Source organism: Desulfobacter vibrioformis DSM 8776, assembly GCF_000745975.1.
Classification (GTDB): domain Bacteria; phylum Desulfobacterota; class Desulfobacteria; order Desulfobacterales; family Desulfobacteraceae; genus Desulfobacter; species Desulfobacter vibrioformis.
The window spans coordinates 15,592-32,300 of record NZ_JQKJ01000018.1; the positions used below are offsets into that span (position 1 = coordinate 15,592).

Annotated in this window: 16 protein-coding genes; 9 read left to right on the top strand and 7 right to left on the bottom strand. The window is 50.2% G+C overall.

Annotated elements, in window-relative coordinates:
• Position 1: 1 nt before the first annotated feature.
• The 6 genes from Q366_RS12240 to Q366_RS12265 are packed head-to-tail and all read right to left on the bottom strand — an operon-like array spanning position 2 to position 6,227.
• Entirely contained in the window at positions 2-1,684 is a 1,683-nt protein-coding gene (locus tag Q366_RS12240) for a HEAT repeat domain-containing protein (RefSeq protein ID WP_035239314.1), read from the bottom strand.
• Positions 1,685-1,693: 9 nt separating this feature from the next.
• Positions 1,694-2,710: a UDP-glucose 4-epimerase GalE gene (gene galE / locus Q366_RS12245; protein WP_035239316.1), complete on the bottom strand. Its 1,017-nt coding sequence runs from the start codon at positions 2,708-2,710 to the stop codon at positions 1,694-1,696.
• A gap of 12 nt (positions 2,711-2,722) precedes the next feature.
• A complete protein-coding gene (locus Q366_RS12250) occupies positions 2,723-3,517 on the bottom strand; it encodes a LutC/YkgG family protein (RefSeq protein WP_169742961.1) in 795 nt (264 codons plus the stop codon).
• Positions 3,518-3,530: 13 nt separating this feature from the next.
• Positions 3,531-4,979: a LutB/LldF family L-lactate oxidation iron-sulfur protein gene (locus Q366_RS12255; RefSeq protein WP_035239318.1), complete on the bottom strand. Its 1,449-nt coding sequence runs from the start codon at positions 4,977-4,979 to the stop codon at positions 3,531-3,533.
• Complete coding sequence (locus tag Q366_RS12260) at positions 4,976-5,713, bottom strand: (Fe-S)-binding protein (RefSeq protein WP_035239321.1); 738 nt, start codon at positions 5,711-5,713, stop codon at positions 4,976-4,978. The genes Q366_RS12255 and Q366_RS12260 overlap by 4 nt, the downstream gene beginning before the upstream one ends.
• A 10-nt stretch (positions 5,714-5,723) precedes the next feature.
• Entirely contained in the window at positions 5,724-6,227 is a 504-nt protein-coding gene (locus Q366_RS12265; RefSeq protein ID WP_035239324.1) for a MarR family winged helix-turn-helix transcriptional regulator, read from the bottom strand.
• Between the two features lie 200 nt (positions 6,228-6,427).
• Here Q366_RS12265 and Q366_RS12270 point away from each other — a divergent pair, with 200 nt between their 5' ends.
• The gene (locus Q366_RS12270; RefSeq protein ID WP_245619955.1) at positions 6,428-7,336 is read left to right on the top strand and encodes a flagellar basal body-associated FliL family protein; all 909 of its coding nucleotides are present in this window, start codon (positions 6,428-6,430) and stop codon (positions 7,334-7,336) included.
• 11 nt (positions 7,337-7,347) lie between these two features.
• On the opposite strand, the gene Q366_RS12275 is transcribed toward Q366_RS12270, so the two are convergent.
• Positions 7,348-7,989 (bottom strand): thiamine diphosphokinase, encoded by a 642-nt coding sequence (locus Q366_RS12275; RefSeq protein WP_035239325.1) that lies wholly within the window; start codon positions 7,987-7,989, stop codon positions 7,348-7,350.
• Positions 7,990-8,116: 127 nt separating this feature from the next.
• On the opposite strand from Q366_RS12275, the gene lptF reads away from it, so the two are divergent.
• The 8 genes from lptF (at position 8,117) to Q366_RS12315 (ending at position 16,692) form a co-directional block, all read left to right on the top strand.
• On the top strand, positions 8,117-9,307 hold the full coding sequence (lptF, locus tag Q366_RS12280; protein ID WP_035239326.1) for an LPS export ABC transporter permease LptF: 1,191 nt from the start codon (positions 8,117-8,119) through the stop codon (positions 9,305-9,307).
• Complete coding sequence (lptG, locus tag Q366_RS12285; RefSeq protein ID WP_035239327.1) at positions 9,304-10,383, top strand: LPS export ABC transporter permease LptG; 1,080 nt, start codon at positions 9,304-9,306, stop codon at positions 10,381-10,383. The genes lptF and lptG overlap by 4 nt, the downstream gene beginning before the upstream one ends.
• A gap of 10 nt (positions 10,384-10,393) precedes the next feature.
• Complete coding sequence (locus Q366_RS12290; RefSeq protein ID WP_035239329.1) at positions 10,394-11,692, top strand: 3-deoxy-D-manno-octulosonic acid transferase; 1,299 nt, start codon at positions 10,394-10,396, stop codon at positions 11,690-11,692.
• Positions 11,685-12,878 (top strand): tetraacyldisaccharide 4'-kinase, encoded by a 1,194-nt coding sequence (gene lpxK, locus Q366_RS12295; RefSeq protein WP_035239330.1) that lies wholly within the window; start codon positions 11,685-11,687, stop codon positions 12,876-12,878. Before Q366_RS12290 ends, lpxK begins: the two co-directional genes overlap by 8 nt.
• Positions 12,879-12,903: 25 nt before the next feature.
• Positions 12,904-13,800 carry a lysophospholipid acyltransferase family protein gene (locus tag Q366_RS12300; protein WP_035239333.1) on the top strand — a complete coding sequence of 299 codons (897 nt, stop codon included), beginning with the start codon at positions 12,904-12,906 and terminating at the stop codon, positions 13,798-13,800.
• Positions 13,801-13,900: 100 nt separating this feature from the next.
• Positions 13,901-14,659 (top strand): glycosyltransferase family 2 protein, encoded by a 759-nt coding sequence (locus Q366_RS12305; RefSeq protein ID WP_035239334.1) that lies wholly within the window; start codon positions 13,901-13,903, stop codon positions 14,657-14,659.
• The gene (locus tag Q366_RS20370) at positions 14,652-15,599 is read left to right on the top strand and encodes a glycosyltransferase family 2 protein (protein ID WP_051958021.1); all 948 of its coding nucleotides are present in this window, start codon (positions 14,652-14,654) and stop codon (positions 15,597-15,599) included. The genes Q366_RS12305 and Q366_RS20370 overlap by 8 nt, the downstream gene beginning before the upstream one ends.
• A complete protein-coding gene (locus tag Q366_RS12315; RefSeq protein ID WP_035239336.1) occupies positions 15,568-16,692 on the top strand; it encodes a glycosyltransferase family 9 protein in 1,125 nt (374 codons plus the stop codon). The genes Q366_RS20370 and Q366_RS12315 overlap by 32 nt, the downstream gene beginning before the upstream one ends.
• Positions 16,693-16,709 lie beyond the last annotated feature (17 nt).

A 16,709-nucleotide genomic window follows, 5' to 3' on the forward strand; every position in this document is an offset into this window, starting at 1 on the left:
CTTATTTTTTCCCTCCGGCCAGGGATTTGATCTGGCCGGGTTTTGCCGGAAATCCCCAGAACCCGTTAATGCCGCAGGTCTGGAAGATTGATTCTATATTGCTTTTGTCCAGATGCTGCTGGAGGGAGCTGACCATGAGGGGAACCTGGGCTGCCGGATAAATCTCTCTGATTTCACGGGCAAGGTCGTTGACCCGCATCTGTCTGACAAAAAAATCCATTATGATTGCGGCCGGCTTTTCACTTACAATGAACTCGAACGCCTCCTGGGAGCCCAAAAAGGTTCGGGCGCAGAATCCGCATCTGTGAATGAGTATGGAAAAGACATCCAGATAGGGTGCTGATGGATTAATTACCACAATCACCGGGCGGCCTGTCTGGTTTTGATCATCCCTGATCCGGGCAAATTTTTTAGCGGTTGAGGTCTGTTTCCGTTTTTCAAGAATGCTGATCCAGGTGTCAATGGTTCTGACCGGAGCAAAAGATTCCAGATAGTTTGAACTGATATATGAGAATGTGTCCGAGGCCATCAACGCTTCTATGAGCCGGGGCGCGCATGTATCCAGAATCGTCGTGGCCACCGTTTCTCCCGCTTTGGTGCCGGATTCAATTTTTTTTCTTATTTCGGCAATCACATAATCCGAACAATGTCTGTCCAGGGCCCTGATGGCTGCCATGCTCACAAAAAAAGCCGGATCTGTGACTGCCTTTAGAATGGGCGCTGTGGATTCAAGTTCAGGGTAATGTGACAGGGCGCTATATAAAGAAAAACGGACCGAATTTTTAAGATTTTTTTCTTCGGTAAGGGCCAGAAGATCGCCCAGCGATTCCTGGGGAATGGTCCTTGCAACAAGCCTTAACAGGTTTTCCAGCAGATCGGGTGTCTGATTTTTCAGATTGTCATGCAGGGCATGGGCCACTTCAGGCCCTTTGTCTCCAAAGTATTCAAAGGCGTTAAAGCGGTCTTCAATTTTAGGGGAGACCAGCAGCCGGACATTGGGGTCCTCAGGGACCTGGCAGGGTGGGGCCGGTCTGGCCGGTCCGGGTTGCCCGGACGGTTTGGGCAGCCGGGCCGGTTTTGCCTCTTTCCGGGGCTGGGGTGCAGGCGGTGTTTTTCGTTTACTGTTTAAAAAAGTCAGGGCATCCAGAATATCAGAATCACATTTGTCGGTCTGTGCAATTTGTTCCAGTCGATTCACAGCCTTGTTCGTGCCGATACGTTCCATGGCCGTAACCGCTTCCTTGCGCAGTTCGGAATCATCATAGAAAACAAATTCCGCCAGGTCATCAATGAGAAATTCCATGCCAAGTCTGCCTGCTGCCCTGAAAAGTTCCCTGAGCAGATCCTTGTTGGTCTCCTTGCTTAAAATATGCCTGATTAAGTGGATGATGGGGCCGGGACGGTCCGGGTTGGTATGGTTGATCAGAATCATGGAAAACTTAAAATTAATATGTGCCCTGTCCATGGTGAGTTGATACAGGCGCGGACGAAGGGGATGGGTGGGACCCATGGTGTTCATGAGAAAAAACAGAATATCATAGGCCACATTGTCTGGAGCCAGGGCAAGTTGTTCAATCATGGCCTGCTGCTGGCCGTCATCAAGGCTTAAAATCTGTAACAGGGTATCTGAATTGATCTGCCCTGTTTTGATTATCCTTTTAAATTCCGAGATAAATGACGCCATATGTTCTCCTTATGAATCATATCCTTTGGGGTTTTTCTGCTGCCAATGCCATGCATCTTTGCACATATCCCCGATGTCCAGGGCGGCTTTCCAGCCAAGTTCCCGCTCGGCTTTAGACGGGTCAGCCCAGCATGCGGCAATGTCTCCGGGCCTGCGGGGCACAAGTTCGTAGGGAATATTGTGTCCACAGGCCTTTTCAAACCCTTTGATCATCTCAATCACGGAATATCCCCGGCCGGTGCCAAGGTTGTAAATATCCACACCTGACGCCTCCATGAGCCTGGGAAGGCAGCAGATATGTCCTTTGGCAAGGTCTGTGACGTGGATGAAATCCCGGACCCCTGTGCCGTCCGGGGTATCATAATCATTGCCGAAAACATTGACGCAGGGCAGCTGCCCTATTGCCACCCGGGCCACATAAGGCATCAGATTGTTGGGAATGTCCCTGGGGTCTTCGCCAATGTCGCCGGACGGATGCGCCCCCACCGGGTTGAAATACCGCAGCAGGGTGATGTGCCATTTGGGGTCAGCCCTGTAAAGATCGGACAGAATGTCTTCAATCATCAGTTTGGTTCTGCCGTAGGGGTTGGTTACGGACAAAGGAAAGTCTTCCGTGATGGGCAGGCTGGCCGGGTTGCCGTAAACCGTGGCGGATGATGAAAATACAATGGCGGTGACACCTGATTCTTCCATGGCGGAAAGCAGGTTTAGGGTGCCGGTTATGTTGTTATGGTAATAGCAAAGCGGCTTGGAAACCGACTCTCCCACAGCTTTAAGCCCTGCAAAGTGGATCACGGCATCAATATCTTTGTGGGCATTGAACACCGCATGGATATTGGCTTCGTCCAGCAGATCTGTCTGGTGAAATACAAGATCTTTTCCCGTAATGTTTCTGACCCGGTCAAGGGCCTTGGCGGAGGAGTTGACAAGATTATCCACCACCACCACGTCGTGATCCTGGTTAAGCAGTTCCACGCAGGTATGACTGCCGATATACCCGGCACCGCCGGTGACAAGAATTTTCATTGGAATTCCTTATTATCCAGTAATTACATAAAGATAAAGTTTCCTTGGACCATGGGCGCCGTGTACCATAACCAGTTCAATGTCTGCGGTTTTGCTCGGACCCGAGATCAGGGTCATGTGATGGGGGAGTAATTCTGCTTCCCTTGTCTCAGGATCATATTTAAGCAGGGCATAAAGTTCCTTTAAATTGGTCAGCATCTGTTCTTTTCCGATCACTGCCACATGGATGGAGGGCAGCAATGATACGGCCCGGGCCTCTTTGGGCCTGGATTTCATGACCAGTGTGGCCGTGTCTGCCAGGCAGAAATCCGCCGAGGTCACACCGATGTAAGAATCAATCATTTGCCGGCGCACCCGGTCCCTGGCCTTGGATCTTGTGAGGTCATCCATGCCTGTGGTGTCAAACGCCGCCGTATGAACCGGCACGTTCTGGTCTTTTAATGCGGTTTTCAGATCCAGGGCATTGACCAGGGGGTGATCCCACTGGACCACACTTTTTTTTGCGCCCCATTCAGGTCCGGTCTCTTTCACCAGGTTGGCAATGGCCTTTGACACCTGGGCCTTGTCCTTTACCGGAATGACATTGAGGTTCAATGGTACGGCCTCCCGGGAAAGATGGTGTAATAGAGCCATGTGGTCTTTATCCCGGCGGGATTTTATTGTTTTCACAATGGCGGCCTGTTCCGGGCTCGGATCCTTGGGGTCTGTAAAAATTTTTGCAGCACGCGCTCCGGCACTCTCCTGTCCAATGCCCAGGGCTGTCCTAAGCGTCTTTATAAACTGAGTTTCAGTGGTGTTGGTCTGCATAAATTTTAAGTCCTCAACCATGGGCCTTTTTAGCGTTTAGCTTTTTAAACCGTTTTCGGAAAGGGGTTTGGGAAAGCGGCTGTATATCCCTGGATCTGGTCCAGCCCGCACCAGGTCCCGGCATTTTGGTAATCATGCCCCTGGATGTGGGAAATATTTTCTGTCCCAGGGCAAAGGTCCTAAGAAAGGCCCGGTACAGGGCAGGGTGCCCGGCCAGAAATGCCCAGGCCTGGTGGATGGTTTTTTCCGCGACACTAACGGGCTGGGTCTCCCATTGATCATCGCCGTATGCCAGCCGGTACCTCAGTTCAAGCAGCATTCTGGGCAAATCAATATTCACCGAGCAGGCCTGTTGGCAGGCACCGCATAACGATTCGCCCAGGCACAGGTCTTTTGCCTGGTTCATGCCTTCCATCAGCGGTGTGAGTACAGCCCCGATGGGACCGCAGTAGGTGGCGTCATAGGCATGCCCGCCGATTTTGCCGTAAACCGGGCAGACGTTCAGACAGGCCGAGCAGCGGATGCAGCACAGAATTTCCCTGAATTTGGGATCTGCAAGGATTCGGCTTCTGCCGTTGTCCAGGATAACCAGGTGAAATTCTTCCGGACCGTCGGGAAATTCCGGGCCGGCCGGGCCGCCGATGTAGGATACGCATCCGCCCAGTTTCTGGGCCGCAGCTCCCCGGGACAGCAGGCGGAACAGGATGTCGTGGTCCTCGAGATTGGGCACCACCCGCTCCATGCCCATGATGGCCACATGCACTTTGGGCAGGGTGGTGGCCATGCGAATATTGCCTTCGTTGGATACCACGGTTATATGGCCGGTCTGGGCACAGGCCAGGTTGCAGCCGGAAATCCCCATATCTGCGGTGAGAAATTTTTCACGCAGGGCTTTTCTGGCAATCCGGGTCAGTTCCGGCGGGTCTTCGGTATAGGGCACGCCCAGTTTTCGTTCAAACAGTCTGCCCACCTGCTGCCGGGTTTTATGGGCTGCCGGCGCAATGATGTGGGAGGGCTTTTCTCCGGCAAGCTGTATGATGTATTCACCCAGGTCGGTTTCGTTGACTTCAATGCCCCGGGCTTCAAAGGCCGGGTTCAGACGAATCTCCTCTGTGACCATGGACTTGCCCTTGACCACCTGCTTGACATGGTGTTGTCGGGCTATCTTCAGGCAGTATTCCACAGCTTGTTCGCCTGTCCGGGCAAAATAAACCCTTCCGCCGTTCTCCCGGATTTTGGCTGCCAGACGGGTCAGCACAACATCCAGGTTGTTGATGGTTTTCTCCCGGATGTCATGGGCGGCAAGGCGCAGGTCCGGGCCTTCGTCCAGGTTTTGATAGGAAAGGGCCGTGGCCTTGCCCAGGCCGGACTGAATTTTATTTAAGGCTTTTTGCAGGATCTCATCCTTAATGGCTGATGCGGCATTTTGTGCATATTTTTTTGTGGCGGCATCGTGGCTCATACCGCACCTGCCTTTTTGCCTGCCAGGAGCTGGGCAATGTGCATTACCCTGACATTGAGGGTGTTGCGGGTCAGATACCCCTTGATATTCATCAGGCATCCCATATCACAGCCCACCACGGCATCGGCTCCCGAATCAAGAATGTTTTTTACTTTTTCCCTGACCATGGCCGTGGAGATGTCCGGGTATTTGGTTGAAAACGCACCGCCAAAACCGCAGCATGTGTCGCAACCCTTCATCTCCACAAACGTGGCGCCCCTGACCTGGCTGATCAGTGTACGGGGCTGGGCTGCCACGCCAAGATACCGTTTCAGGTGACAGGAGTCATGGTAGGTAATGGTGCCGTCATAATAGGCACCTGTGTTTTCGATATGGAGCACGTCAACCAGGTACTCGGTGAGTTCAAAGGTTCTTTTTCCCACGGCAATGGCCCGCGCTTTCCACGCCGGCTCATTTTCGAATAATTCGGGATAGTGATGCCGGACCATGGAAACGCAGGAGCCTGACGGGCAGACAATGGTTTCAGAATCTTCAAAGGTCTCAATGTAATGCTTTGCCGCCTTTGCCGCTTCTTTCCGGTATCCCGCGTTGAACGAGGGCTGGCCGCAGCAGGTCTGATTTTCCGGGTAGTCCATGGTGATGCCAAGGCGCTGGAACAGGCTGACCATGGCCTCTCCTACCTCCGGGTACATACCATCCACAATGCACTGGATGAACAGGGTTGCATGTGTCATTGAATTTTTCCTAACCGTTTGTATTCTGCCGGATGGGGCCTGTAACCAGGATGGGAGATGCCTCAATCTTGTCTGCGGCCATCAGGCTGACCACCCGCTCAAAGGCGCTTATGATCATCATCTGTTCCCAGTCTTCAATATCGGAAAACAGCTCCGTGAATTTTTCCTGGAGTAACGGTGGCAGATTCTGGATAATATCCTGACCCTTTTTTGTGAGAAAAAGGCTGACAGCCCGCCTGTCATCCTCTCTTTGTTTTCGGGCAATGTATCCACGGGCCTCAAGGCGCTTGGTGATATCTGTTACGGTTGCCTGACTTAAGCTTGTGGCCCGGGATAACGGGGTAATGGAAATCTGACCATGGGACGAAATTTGCTGGAGCACAATAAGCTGGGGGCCTGTCAGACCAAATTCTTTGTTCAGCTTTCTGGAATGAATGTCAACTGCCTGGATGATTTTGCGAATTGATATCAAAAGGGTTTGACATCTTTGGTTGCTGAGTTTTGTTTCGGTCATGATTATATATATTCTTAAATTAAGTATTCTTAAATTAATTTTTTAAAATTAGTTTGATGATATACAGTTTTAAGGCGGTATTGTATACTATTGTCCGGCCAGGAGGCAAGCACCAATGGTTTTTGTCCTGCTTGACCCGTAACATCGACCATGGTAGCCTGTGCAGGCATAAGTGCAAATGGGAAATCAAACGAATTTCAATGTCAATTCTTCGGGTAAATGCCATGGAACAACAGGTTAAAAAAGTGAATTTGAAGCGGTGTGCTATTGTCTGCGCGGGCATATTTTTCTTTTTCATGGTCCTTTCCGGTATGTCAGGATGCGGCGGAGAAAAAGAAAAAAAGGATATGGATCTGATCCCGGGTAACTGGGTTCACTACAGGAACCGCACCTATACTCTCATCGCCATGAATATTAAAGGTACGTGGAGCTCTTCGGTCAGGATTGCAGATGTGACCTCCAAAATTGTTGATGCCAAGGGAACAGCCAGCGGTACCTGGGTTTGGAATGAGAACCAGCTCATTTTCACCGTCGTGGCGTCTGATATCGACAAAATCTGGAAAAAAAATGACACCCGTTTTTACAAGGTGATTGAACTCAGCGACTATCTCATGGTCCTTGAGGGCGAAGACGGCCGCAAGGAAGAATGGAAGAAAACAAGTCTCCAGAAGGAGAAAGAGGGATCTGGCGCAGTCAATACGATTGTTACCATGGCGCCCTATGCCGTTAATCTGAATAAATATTCTTCCAACACCCAGGATCGCTACCTGTGTCTGAGTATGCATTTGGAACTTATGGAACTGATGCCGGAGCAGCCTGTGCCCCAATTTCATCCCAGGGCCAGGGATGCCGCCATCATGTATCTGTCTTCTTTGACCTATGATGATGTGTCTGATTTTGATCGCATCAAAGTTCAGAGAGAAAAGATCAGGGAGGTACTCAATCCCTATATTGGCGGACTAATCAAAGACGTTGTCATTGATCATGTGGTGATTGCCTTATCTGCCGCCAAGGTGGAAGAATTTATCATTGAACATACTGCTGTACCAAGCAAGGAGGAGACCGCTGAAGGAGAAACCGGCAAAAAAAAGAATCCCAAAGCCTCCTGACGGGCAGGTGGTCAATTTTCCGCCTTGGGTTTGATGACCAGTACGGTGCCGGACTTAAGACTGATTTCGACCGTATCCTGGCTGAATACATTGCTGATACCCATGGTTGTTCCCATGCAAAGGCTTTGATCCGTCAACGGGTACTCCAGCCCCTCCAGGGTCAGCCCTTTAACATGGTCTGATACCGGGATGACGGATATCAGGTCTCCGGGGCGGCCCGTGAGTGTCAGGCGGGAAACAACAATATGAATATCGTTATATGCATCAAAGATCGTGGCGGGGATTCCCTGGTCTGCAAGTCTGCGCAGAAGGAAAATATTTGCCAGGGTATGGTCAAGCCGGGTGCTGGTGGCGCCCATAATGAGAAGGTCTGTACATCCATGGTTAATGGCATATTCCATGCACAATTCCATATCTGTCTGGTCCTTGCGTACCGGATGCTTTAAAATTTCAACCTGTTTTTCCTTAAAGAATGAAAGGATGCTTTCGGGAATGGAATCAAGGTCACCGATGATAATCCGGGGAATAATGCCCATGTGGTGAAGATGAACAGCCCCGCCGTCTGCGGCAATAACCATGTCCGCTTGTTGAATCCGGGATAAAAGCCCGTCTGTTTCAGACAGGGTTCCGTTTGCCACAATGACTGTTTTCATAATTTGGTTTTCATACCAGAAAAATACTATAATGCAAACAATACTATTTCATTAACACACGATTTATTGTAATTTTTGTTGGAGATTTTATTGACACAATGTCCAGAAGATCATATTTTCCCAGGCGATGAAGGTTTTCAAACGTATACATACATACCTGTTTCTTGAGTTCATCCCGCCATTTGCCATAAGCACCTTTTTTTTAACCTCGGTGTTTTTGATGACCCGGATTCCGGATATCACGAATATGGTGGTTAACTACAACTCCAGCATCACGGATATCCTGCTTTTGATATCTTATACCCTGCCGCGGTTCATGGAATTTACCATTCCCATGTCAGCCATGATTTCCGTGCTTTTGACCATCATGCGCATGTCCGGGGAAAATGAGATCACCGCCCTGAAAGGGGCGGGAATGTCTTTGTACAAACTGTTGCCACCGGTGCTGATATTCAGCGTGATCGCCCTTTTTATCACCATGTGGATGACGGTTTACGGGATTCCCAATGGCAAACTGGCCCTGAAAGTGAAAACCATAGAACTTGCCAGATCCAGTATTGACGCAGCACTGCAGGAGCGCCAGTTTAACAGCCGGCTGAACGGGATCATGATTTATGTGGCCCATGTGGATATGGGCACCCGGGATCTGACGGACGTATTTATTGAAGACCGCAGGACTGCTGATGTGGTCTCCATTTCCACGGCGCCCAGGGGGCGCCTGGTGCGCAAGGGAAACCAGGATATATACACGATCCGTCTGTATGACGGTATGATCAACCAGGTCAATGTTCAGGACCATTCCGTGACCAATATTAATTTCGGGCATTATGACATCAATATTGACCTGACTGCCCTGCAGAAAAACGGGCCCAGAGAGGAGAAAAAGGATTTTGATGAAATGAGCCTGCATGAACTGGTCCAGCATATCCAAAACGGTTTTAAAACACCTGAAATGGATAGTGAGGCGCGTCTGGTGCTGCATGAAAAATTTTCCATTCCCTTTGCCTGCCTTGTTCTCGGATTAGTGGCGTTTCCTTTGGGGGTCCAGTCCATATCGTTAAGAAAATCAAGTGGCTTTGGTATGGGGATAGGCTTCTTTCTTCTCTATTATCTGCTGCTGGCCATTGGCTGGTCCGGTGGTGAGGCCGGCCATTATCCGCCGGTGATCGCCATGTGGCTGCCCAATGTGGTTATGGGGGGTGCGGGTATTTTTCTTTTGATACGCAATGCCAAGGAGCGGCCCGTGCGTCTGCCCCTTTGGATACAGAACCTTCCGGCAATTATTGTGGTCCGTCTCAGAAAAAGGACAGAACCATGATCCGGTGCCTTCACAAATACTGGCTTAAGGAATTTGTCAGAATTTTTATTATGATCCAGGCGTTGGTCATGGTGTTGTTTGTGTTCATTGACTACCTGTCCCATATGGATAAAATTCTTGAGTCCGACATCACCTTTGCACGGGGGCTTTGGTTTGTACTGCTTAAACTGCCCTATATGTTTGTCCAGCTTACCCCGGCAGGACTGCTTTTGGCTGTTATTTCCGTATTCGGCATTATGAATCGAAGCGGTGAGCTCACGGCCCTGAAGTCTTCGGGGATCTCGGTTTATTTCATGGTGAAGCCGGCCATTCTGGCAGGCGGTGTTCTGGCTTTTTTGATGCTGTTTTTGACAGAAACCCTGATTCCTGTGTCCATGGCCCGTTCCAATCATATACGATACCGCGAGATGTCCCGCAACGGCGGTATTGTTCATGCGAAGGAGGACATCTGGATCCGGTCGGGCAGGGCCCTGGTGCATATTAATTTTTTTGATCCAGCTAAAAAAACAGTGGCCGGCATCTCATGCACCACCATGGGACCAGGGTTCAAGATTGCGTCGCGTACCGATGGGGCCAGGGGGTATTATGAAAACGGACGCTGGATACTGGAGGATGTCATTGAGCAGTCGTATGATCCTGAAATTGATGATTATCATGTATTCATAACCCCCCAAAAGGTTGTGTCCCTTGATCTGAAACCCGATGACCTTGACCGGATGACCCAGAGGTCTGATGAAATGAGTTATACAGAACTCAGAAAATATGTAGAGAAAGTAACGGCCGAAGGGTATGACGCCACCACTTACAAGGTGGATATGTACGGAAAGCTGGCCTTTCCCTTTATCTGCGTGATCATGGCGTTGGCCGGGGCTGCCACGGGCATGCGGGATTTTGTGAAAAACAATCTGCCCCTGGGCATTGCCGTGGGCGTGGGATTTTGTTTTCTATACTGGTTTGTCTTCGGGTTCACGGCCTCTTTGGGCTACGCAAAGATTCTGCCGCCGGTGGTGGCCGCCTGGGTGAGCAACCTGGTTTTCCTATGCCTGGGGTGTATCTATCTGATCCAGACGGAATGATGCCGGTATCATGATTTTTTTTTACCATATCATCACCCTGGCGGTATTTTTCCTGTGCCTGCCTTTTTTACCTGTTGTCTGGATGGTTTCAGCCAAACGGCGGGCCAATCTGCTACAGCGTCTGGGGGTATTTACAAGAATTCCTGAAAAAAAAAACAACACGCGCAGAATATGGGTTCATGCCCTGTCCGTGGGTGAAGTAAACTCAAGCCTTGCCCTGATAACCGCCTTAAAAAAAAAATACCCGGCCCATGATATTGTTTTGACAGCATCCACCAAAACCGGATTTGAGCGGGCCCTTGATCTGATGCACCCGGGCCGGGCCGATTCCCCGGTTACAGCGGCGGGTTATTTCCCCTTTGATATCTGGTTCGCAGTGATACGGGTGGTCAAACAGATTTTCCCGGATATCGTCTGCCTGGTGGAAACGGATTTATGGCCCGGGTTTTTATCTGTCATGCATCAACGACGGATTCCTGTGATCCTTGTGAATGCACGGTTGTCACCCAAGTCCTTAAACGGGTACCGGTGCATGGGACCCCTGGCCAATTTGTTTTTTCCAATGCTTTCCTGTGTCATGGCCCAGACCCGGCAGGATGCTTCGGGCTTTGAACAGCTTGGTGTGCCCGGGAACCGCATTCAGGTCACCGGCAATATCAAGTTTGATCAACCCTGTCCGGAATTGTCCCGGGAAGAGATTTCAGGCCTTGTCCGGGATCTGGGGTTTTACCCGGATGACCGGATATGGATGGCCGGTTCCACCCATCCGGGTGAAGAATCCATGGTGGTCCGGGCGTTTATCCGGGCAAGACAGACAGATCCTGAACTTAAACTTGTTATTGCGCCCCGGGATCCGGGCAGGTGTCCAGCTTTACTCAAGGAATTGCCTCTGGCCGGATTCAGGGTTGCATGTTACCTGGATCCGATGAAAACCAAACAAGGGGCGGATATCATGTTTCTTAACACAATCGGCGTTCTGGCCAGGGCCTATGCGGTCTGTACGCTTGCCTTTGTGGGCGGATCCCTGGTGGCCCGGGGCGGGCATAATCTTCTGGAACCGGCCATGTTCGGCAAACCCGTGTTTTTTGGGCCCCATATGACGGATTTTCGTGAAATGGCCCAATTGTTTATCCAGGGTAAGGGCGGCATCCAGGTTGAAGATGAAACGGCTTTGTCCTGTGAGTTGGAAAAAATGCTGCGCAATCCTGACCATTGCACCCGCACCGGATATAATGCCCGGCAAATTTTTAAAGAGAACGCAGGGGCGCTAAATGCTTGTTTAAACCGGATGGAGGCGTTCCTTGATTAAATCCTGGCTGAACCGCATCGAAAAACGGGTATTGAAGACCATGGAAACCCCTGGTCACTTTGAACCGTTTTCCTTTGATCAGGTGCTGGCCAGCTGTGCAAGCGTCTACAAGGCCGGGGTGAAACTGCGTTATGCCTTGTATGGGAGCGGTTTTTTGAAATCCCGGCGCCTGGACTGCCCTGTGATTTCCATCGGCAACCTGGCCGTGGGCGGGTCCGGTAAAACACCCATGGCCTTGTACCTGGCCCGGATGTTGTCCGAAAAAGGTATGCGGCCCGTGGTGATCAGCAGAGGGTACAAGGGGACGTTAGGAAAACAGGCTGCTGTAGTGTCCGACGGCCGGGAAGTGTTTCTGGATGCCACAGCCTGCGGGGACGAGCCTTATATGATGGCCATGGAAAAAAACTTTCCCGTGGTGGTGGGAAAAGACCGGTACAAGGCGGGTCTTATGGCTTTGAAAACCTTTGCACCTGATGCGGTTATTCTCGATGATGGATTCCAGCATCTGAAACTGGGCCGGGACCTGAACCTGGTGCTTCTGGACTACAGCCAGCCTTTGGGGAACGGACGCATGCTCCCGGCAGGACGGTTGCGTGAAACGCTTTGCATGGCAAAGGACAGAATTGATGCCATCGTGTTTACCCGGTGTCCCCCGGATGTATTTCAATGGGATGCATTTCAACTGGACGCGGTTCAGGGATTCGGGCATCAATCCTTTGCAAAGGATATCATTAAAGTCGTGCCCTCTGTGCCTGTTTTTTTTTCCACCCATGAGCCCTTTGTGGCACAATTGTTTCCGGCCGGCAGCGATAATAACACAAAGGAGTTTCAATCCTGGACCCTGCAAGGGAAAACCGCTGTCCTGTTTTCAGGTCTGGCCCGGAACGCCTCTTTTGCACAATCTGCGCAGGACCTGGGTGCAAACATTGCCGACCACCTTGAATTTTGCGACCATTACAGGTATAACGGGCCTGATTTTAAACGGATTATGGCCCGGGCCAAGGCGTTGAACGTTGATTGTATCCTGACAACCCAAAAAGACTGGGTAAAGGTAAATCCGGCATGCTTCAGGGACGTGACGGTTGCTGTTATTGGTATCCGAATGCGGGTTTCCAATCCCCAAGGCCTTGAAAAATTTATTTGGGACAACACCTTGGGGCAGGCCACAGCGCCAGGTCGTCCATGACAATTTAATCGGAACAGATGTATGTATGAATGATGATCAGATTTATCGGTTATTGCGTCTTCTGATGCTGGCCCTGGGCAGACTGCCCATGTGGCTGGCTGATTTTTGTGCCCACCTTTTGGGCCTGCTCTGGTTCAAGATCGACGCAAGGCATCGAAAAATCACCCTGGAAAATCTTACCCGGGCCTTTGGCGATCAAATGACGCCGGATCAGATCGAAATACTTGGCAAACAGGTGTATAAAAATATTGTGAATATTTTGTTCGAATTCGCCTGGACCCTGCGGTTTGACCGGGACACATTTTTAAGCCATTTCACCATCAAAGGGACGGATCATCTCAAAAAGGTTCATGCCCGGGGCAAAGGCGTCCTGGGACTGTTATGCCATCTGGGCAATTTTGAAATGCTGATTGGCGGTATCGAACCTGCCGGCGTCAAGGGATACGCCATATACCGGAGCCTGGACTTTAAACCCCTTGACCGGCTGATCAAGGAAGGGCGGAAGCGTTTCAGCGTGGAGGTGATTCCTTTGAAAGGTGCTTTTAAAAGGGCGGAAAGCATACTGGAACAGGGTGGTATTGTGGGGTCTCTTCTGGACCAGAACGTGGATTGGAGACAGGGACCGTTCGTGGATTTTTTCGGGTATCCGGCATGCACTCATAAAGGGTTTGCCCAACTGGCGCTTAAGACAAAATCACCTGTGATGCTCATGTACACGGTCCGGAAAAACCGGCATTTTACCGTTGAAATTTTGCCGGAAATCCCGCTGGTAGAAACCGGCGACCCCATCAAGGATATTGAAATCAACACACAGAATTATACTGCGGCTATCGAGGCGCTGGCCAGGAAATACCCGGACCAGTATTTCTGGGTTCATAGCCGCTGGAAAACCAAGAATTTTTGTCCCTGGCCCCGGCAATAACAGCCATAGGTTGACCGGGTTTATCAACATCTGATCCCGGCCCGCAACTGGATATGAACATAATTCAACAGCGTATTTATACTTTTTTTATAAAAAATTCATGAAAACATCGACCATCTCCCTTGCCGTCATTACAAAAAATGAAGCAAAAAATATTGAGAAAATGCTTTCCAGTGCCTCTTTTGTTAATGAAGTTGTTGTTGTGGATTCGGGCAGTACAGACAATACACAGCAGTTATGCCGGGACATGGGAGCGGTGGTTATTGAGCAGGCATGGCTTGGCTTTGCCCGTCAAAAGCAGTTTGCCTTTGACCGATGCACGTCGGACTGGATTCTCAGCCTGGATGGCGACGAAGCCCTGTCTGCGGCATTGGGTGCGGAAATTCAGAAAGCCGTAATATGTTGCGATGACACGGTCTGTGCATTTTCAATGCCAAGAGTCTCATTTTATCTTGGCCGATGGATTTACCACGGTGGCTGGTATCCGGACAGGAAAATAAGATTGATACGGCGGTCTAAAGGCCGATGGCAGGGGGATGGGCTCCACGAAAAGCTGGTGGTGGATGGCGAGGTAAAGCCCCTTTCAAACGATATTCTGCACTGGGTGTATGAAAATATTTCCCACCAGGTTAAGACCATAGACAGTTATTCAACTACCCATGCTGACCATGCAGGGAAAAGGGGCAATTGGTATTTGATCTGGGGCCTTTTCCATATGGCCGGCAAGTTTTTGGAGTGTTATATCTGGAAGCGTGGATTCCTGGATGGGCTGGCTGGCCTTGTGATTGCCGTTAATTCCACCTGGTACATATTTTTAAAGCATGCAAAGGTCTGGGAGAAATACATACAGCATGGCTGATATTACCATCATCATTCTCAGTTATAACACCAAAACACTGTTGCTCAATTGCCTTGAAAGTGTTTTTGACACCACCAGGGAACTGGATGTTGAGGTCGTGGTGGTGGATAACGCCTCCTGTGACGGAAGCCCGGATGCGGTAAAAGCGCAGTTCCCGGAAGTGCATGTGATTGAAAACAGGTATAATTTAGGCTTTGCCAAAGCCAATAATATTGCCCTGGGCCAGGTGACGGGAAAATATGCCCTGCTGTTGAATTCTGATACCCGACTGACACCTGGGGCTGTAAAAGCCCTTTATGATTTCATGGAAAAACAGGCTGACGCCGGAGTGGCCTGCGGGCAACTGCTCAACGAAGACGGTTCAAAACAGAACTCTTTTGCTTATTTCCCGGGCTTTGCCACCCTGCTGGTCAATGAAAGCCTGATCAATACCCTGTCACCTTTCCGGAAAAGCAAGCGTTCAGCGATAAATGCGCCTGTCAAGGTGGATTCCTGTATCGGTGCCTGCATCCTTTTGAGGATGTCGGCTGTGGCGGCAGCGGGTTTTTTAGATGAAGCCTTCTTTTTTTTCTTTGAGGAGACTGACCTGGCCCTGACCATGAGACAAAAAGGATGGTTCTCATATATGGTCCCCCAGGCCGGAATTTACCACTTCCAGGGGCAAAGCGTCGGCCACAGCATTAAGTCCAGACAGCTTTTTTACCAATCCCGGAAAATTTATTATAACAAACACTTTCCACTGCTTTCGGGTCTTTATATGCCCCTGGTTCTTTGCCGCCTTGCCGTGGATTTCCTGCTTAATTTTATACTGTCCGGCCTAGCTTTTCTGCGCTCTGATGCCAAGAAAAATAAGGCTGCGCTATACTACAAACTTTTAATCTGGCATGCAAAAGGATGTCCCCAAACAGATGATTGTCAAAGGCCCTTTAATCAACCTTGAAAACAGAGATATAAAATCAATTCTGCTGATTCAGCTGGGTGATATCGGTGATCTTGTCCTGACTCTGCCCGCCATTGAGACGCTGCGCGCCAATTTCCCCAAGGCCCATCTTGCGGTGGCTGTGCGTGAAAAGGCTGCAGGCCTGCTCCAGGACCATCATGCCGTGGATCAGGTCCTCCCGGTGGACAGGCATAAGCATGGGGCAAAGGGGCTTTGGCATCAGTTGAAGCTTTTGGTGTCTTTGATTTTCAGACGGTTCGATTTGTCCATTGAGCTTCGCACCGGCACCCGGGGTGCTGTTCTTTCGGCGGTTTCCATGGCCCAAATACGCATCGGCCGCCATGGGAACGATGACCGCTTAAGGGAATTGTGCTTTACCCATATTGTTAAACCTGCCAGCGAAACCGGACAATATGCGGCCCAGCATAATTTAAATATCCTTGAGCCATTAAATCTGAATTGCGTATCGCCCCTTATCCCGGCCCTTTCTATCCCTAATGAACGGTTTTCAGCCGTAACTGCCAAACTGAAAAATCTGTTGCCAAAGCCTGAAAAACCGATTCTGGTTGTCCACCCTTTTTCAATCTGGCACTACAAGGAGTTGACCGCACAGCAGTATCAATATATTTTTTCACATCTTGCCGCAGCTTATGATGTCAACCTTGTGCTTACAGGTTCCCCCGACGAACGGCCCCGTGCACAGGCACTTATCGATTCTAGCCGTTTGCCCAATGTCAACATGGCAGGCAAAACCTCTATTATGGAAATGGCTTGCCTGCTGCAACTTGCCTGCTTGGTCATCAGCATCGATACATCCGCAGTTCACATCGCCACAGCCGTCCAAACGCCTACAGTAAGCATTTTCGGACCATCCTCGACACTGAATTGGGCACCCAGGGGGGATCTCCACAGGGTTGTGACCCATTCCATGTCGTGTATACCCTGCAGCAAAAAGGGCTGTGATGATACTGAAAAGGTGCCCTGTCTTCATGGGCTTGCGCCGGAACTGATTTGTGACGAAATCGATACGCATATACAAAAAATGGAGTCATTGCTTCCCGGCCGGAACCTGATGAGGCATTCGCCTTCCTGATCCAATTACTGCCGGGT

Coding starts and splice junctions, on each gene's coding strand:
- Q366_RS12255 (WP_035239318.1), bottom strand. CDS start 4,979: ATGAGCCACGATGCCGCCACAAAAAAATATGCACAAAATGCCGCATCA.
- galE (WP_035239316.1), bottom strand. CDS start 2,710: ATGAAAATTCTTGTCACCGGCGGTGCCGGGTATATCGGCAGTCATACC.
- Q366_RS12265 (WP_035239324.1), bottom strand. CDS start 6,227: ATGACCGAAACAAAACTCAGCAACCAAAGATGTCAAACCCTTTTGATA.
- Q366_RS12270 (WP_245619955.1), top strand. CDS start 6,428: ATGTCAATTCTTCGGGTAAATGCCATGGAACAACAGGTTAAAAAAGTG.
- Q366_RS12250 (WP_169742961.1), bottom strand. CDS start 3,517: ATGCAGACCAACACCACTGAAACTCAGTTTATAAAGACGCTTAGGACA.
- Q366_RS12275 (WP_035239325.1), bottom strand. CDS start 7,989: ATGAAAACAGTCATTGTGGCAAACGGAACCCTGTCTGAAACAGACGGG.
- Q366_RS20370 (WP_051958021.1), top strand. CDS start 14,652: ATGGCTGATATTACCATCATCATTCTCAGTTATAACACCAAAACACTG.
- Q366_RS12290 (WP_035239329.1), top strand. CDS start 10,394: ATGATTTTTTTTTACCATATCATCACCCTGGCGGTATTTTTCCTGTGC.
- lptG (WP_035239327.1), top strand. CDS start 9,304: ATGATCCGGTGCCTTCACAAATACTGGCTTAAGGAATTTGTCAGAATT.
- Q366_RS12315 (WP_035239336.1), top strand. CDS start 15,568: ATGATTGTCAAAGGCCCTTTAATCAACCTTGAAAACAGAGATATAAAA.
- Q366_RS12240 (WP_035239314.1), bottom strand. CDS start 1,684: ATGGCGTCATTTATCTCGGAATTTAAAAGGATAATCAAAACAGGGCAG.
- Q366_RS12260 (WP_035239321.1), bottom strand. CDS start 5,713: ATGACACATGCAACCCTGTTCATCCAGTGCATTGTGGATGGTATGTAC.
- Q366_RS12300 (WP_035239333.1), top strand. CDS start 12,904: ATGAATGATGATCAGATTTATCGGTTATTGCGTCTTCTGATGCTGGCC.
- Q366_RS12305 (WP_035239334.1), top strand. CDS start 13,901: ATGAAAACATCGACCATCTCCCTTGCCGTCATTACAAAAAATGAAGCA.
- lptF (WP_035239326.1), top strand. CDS start 8,117: ATGAAGGTTTTCAAACGTATACATACATACCTGTTTCTTGAGTTCATC.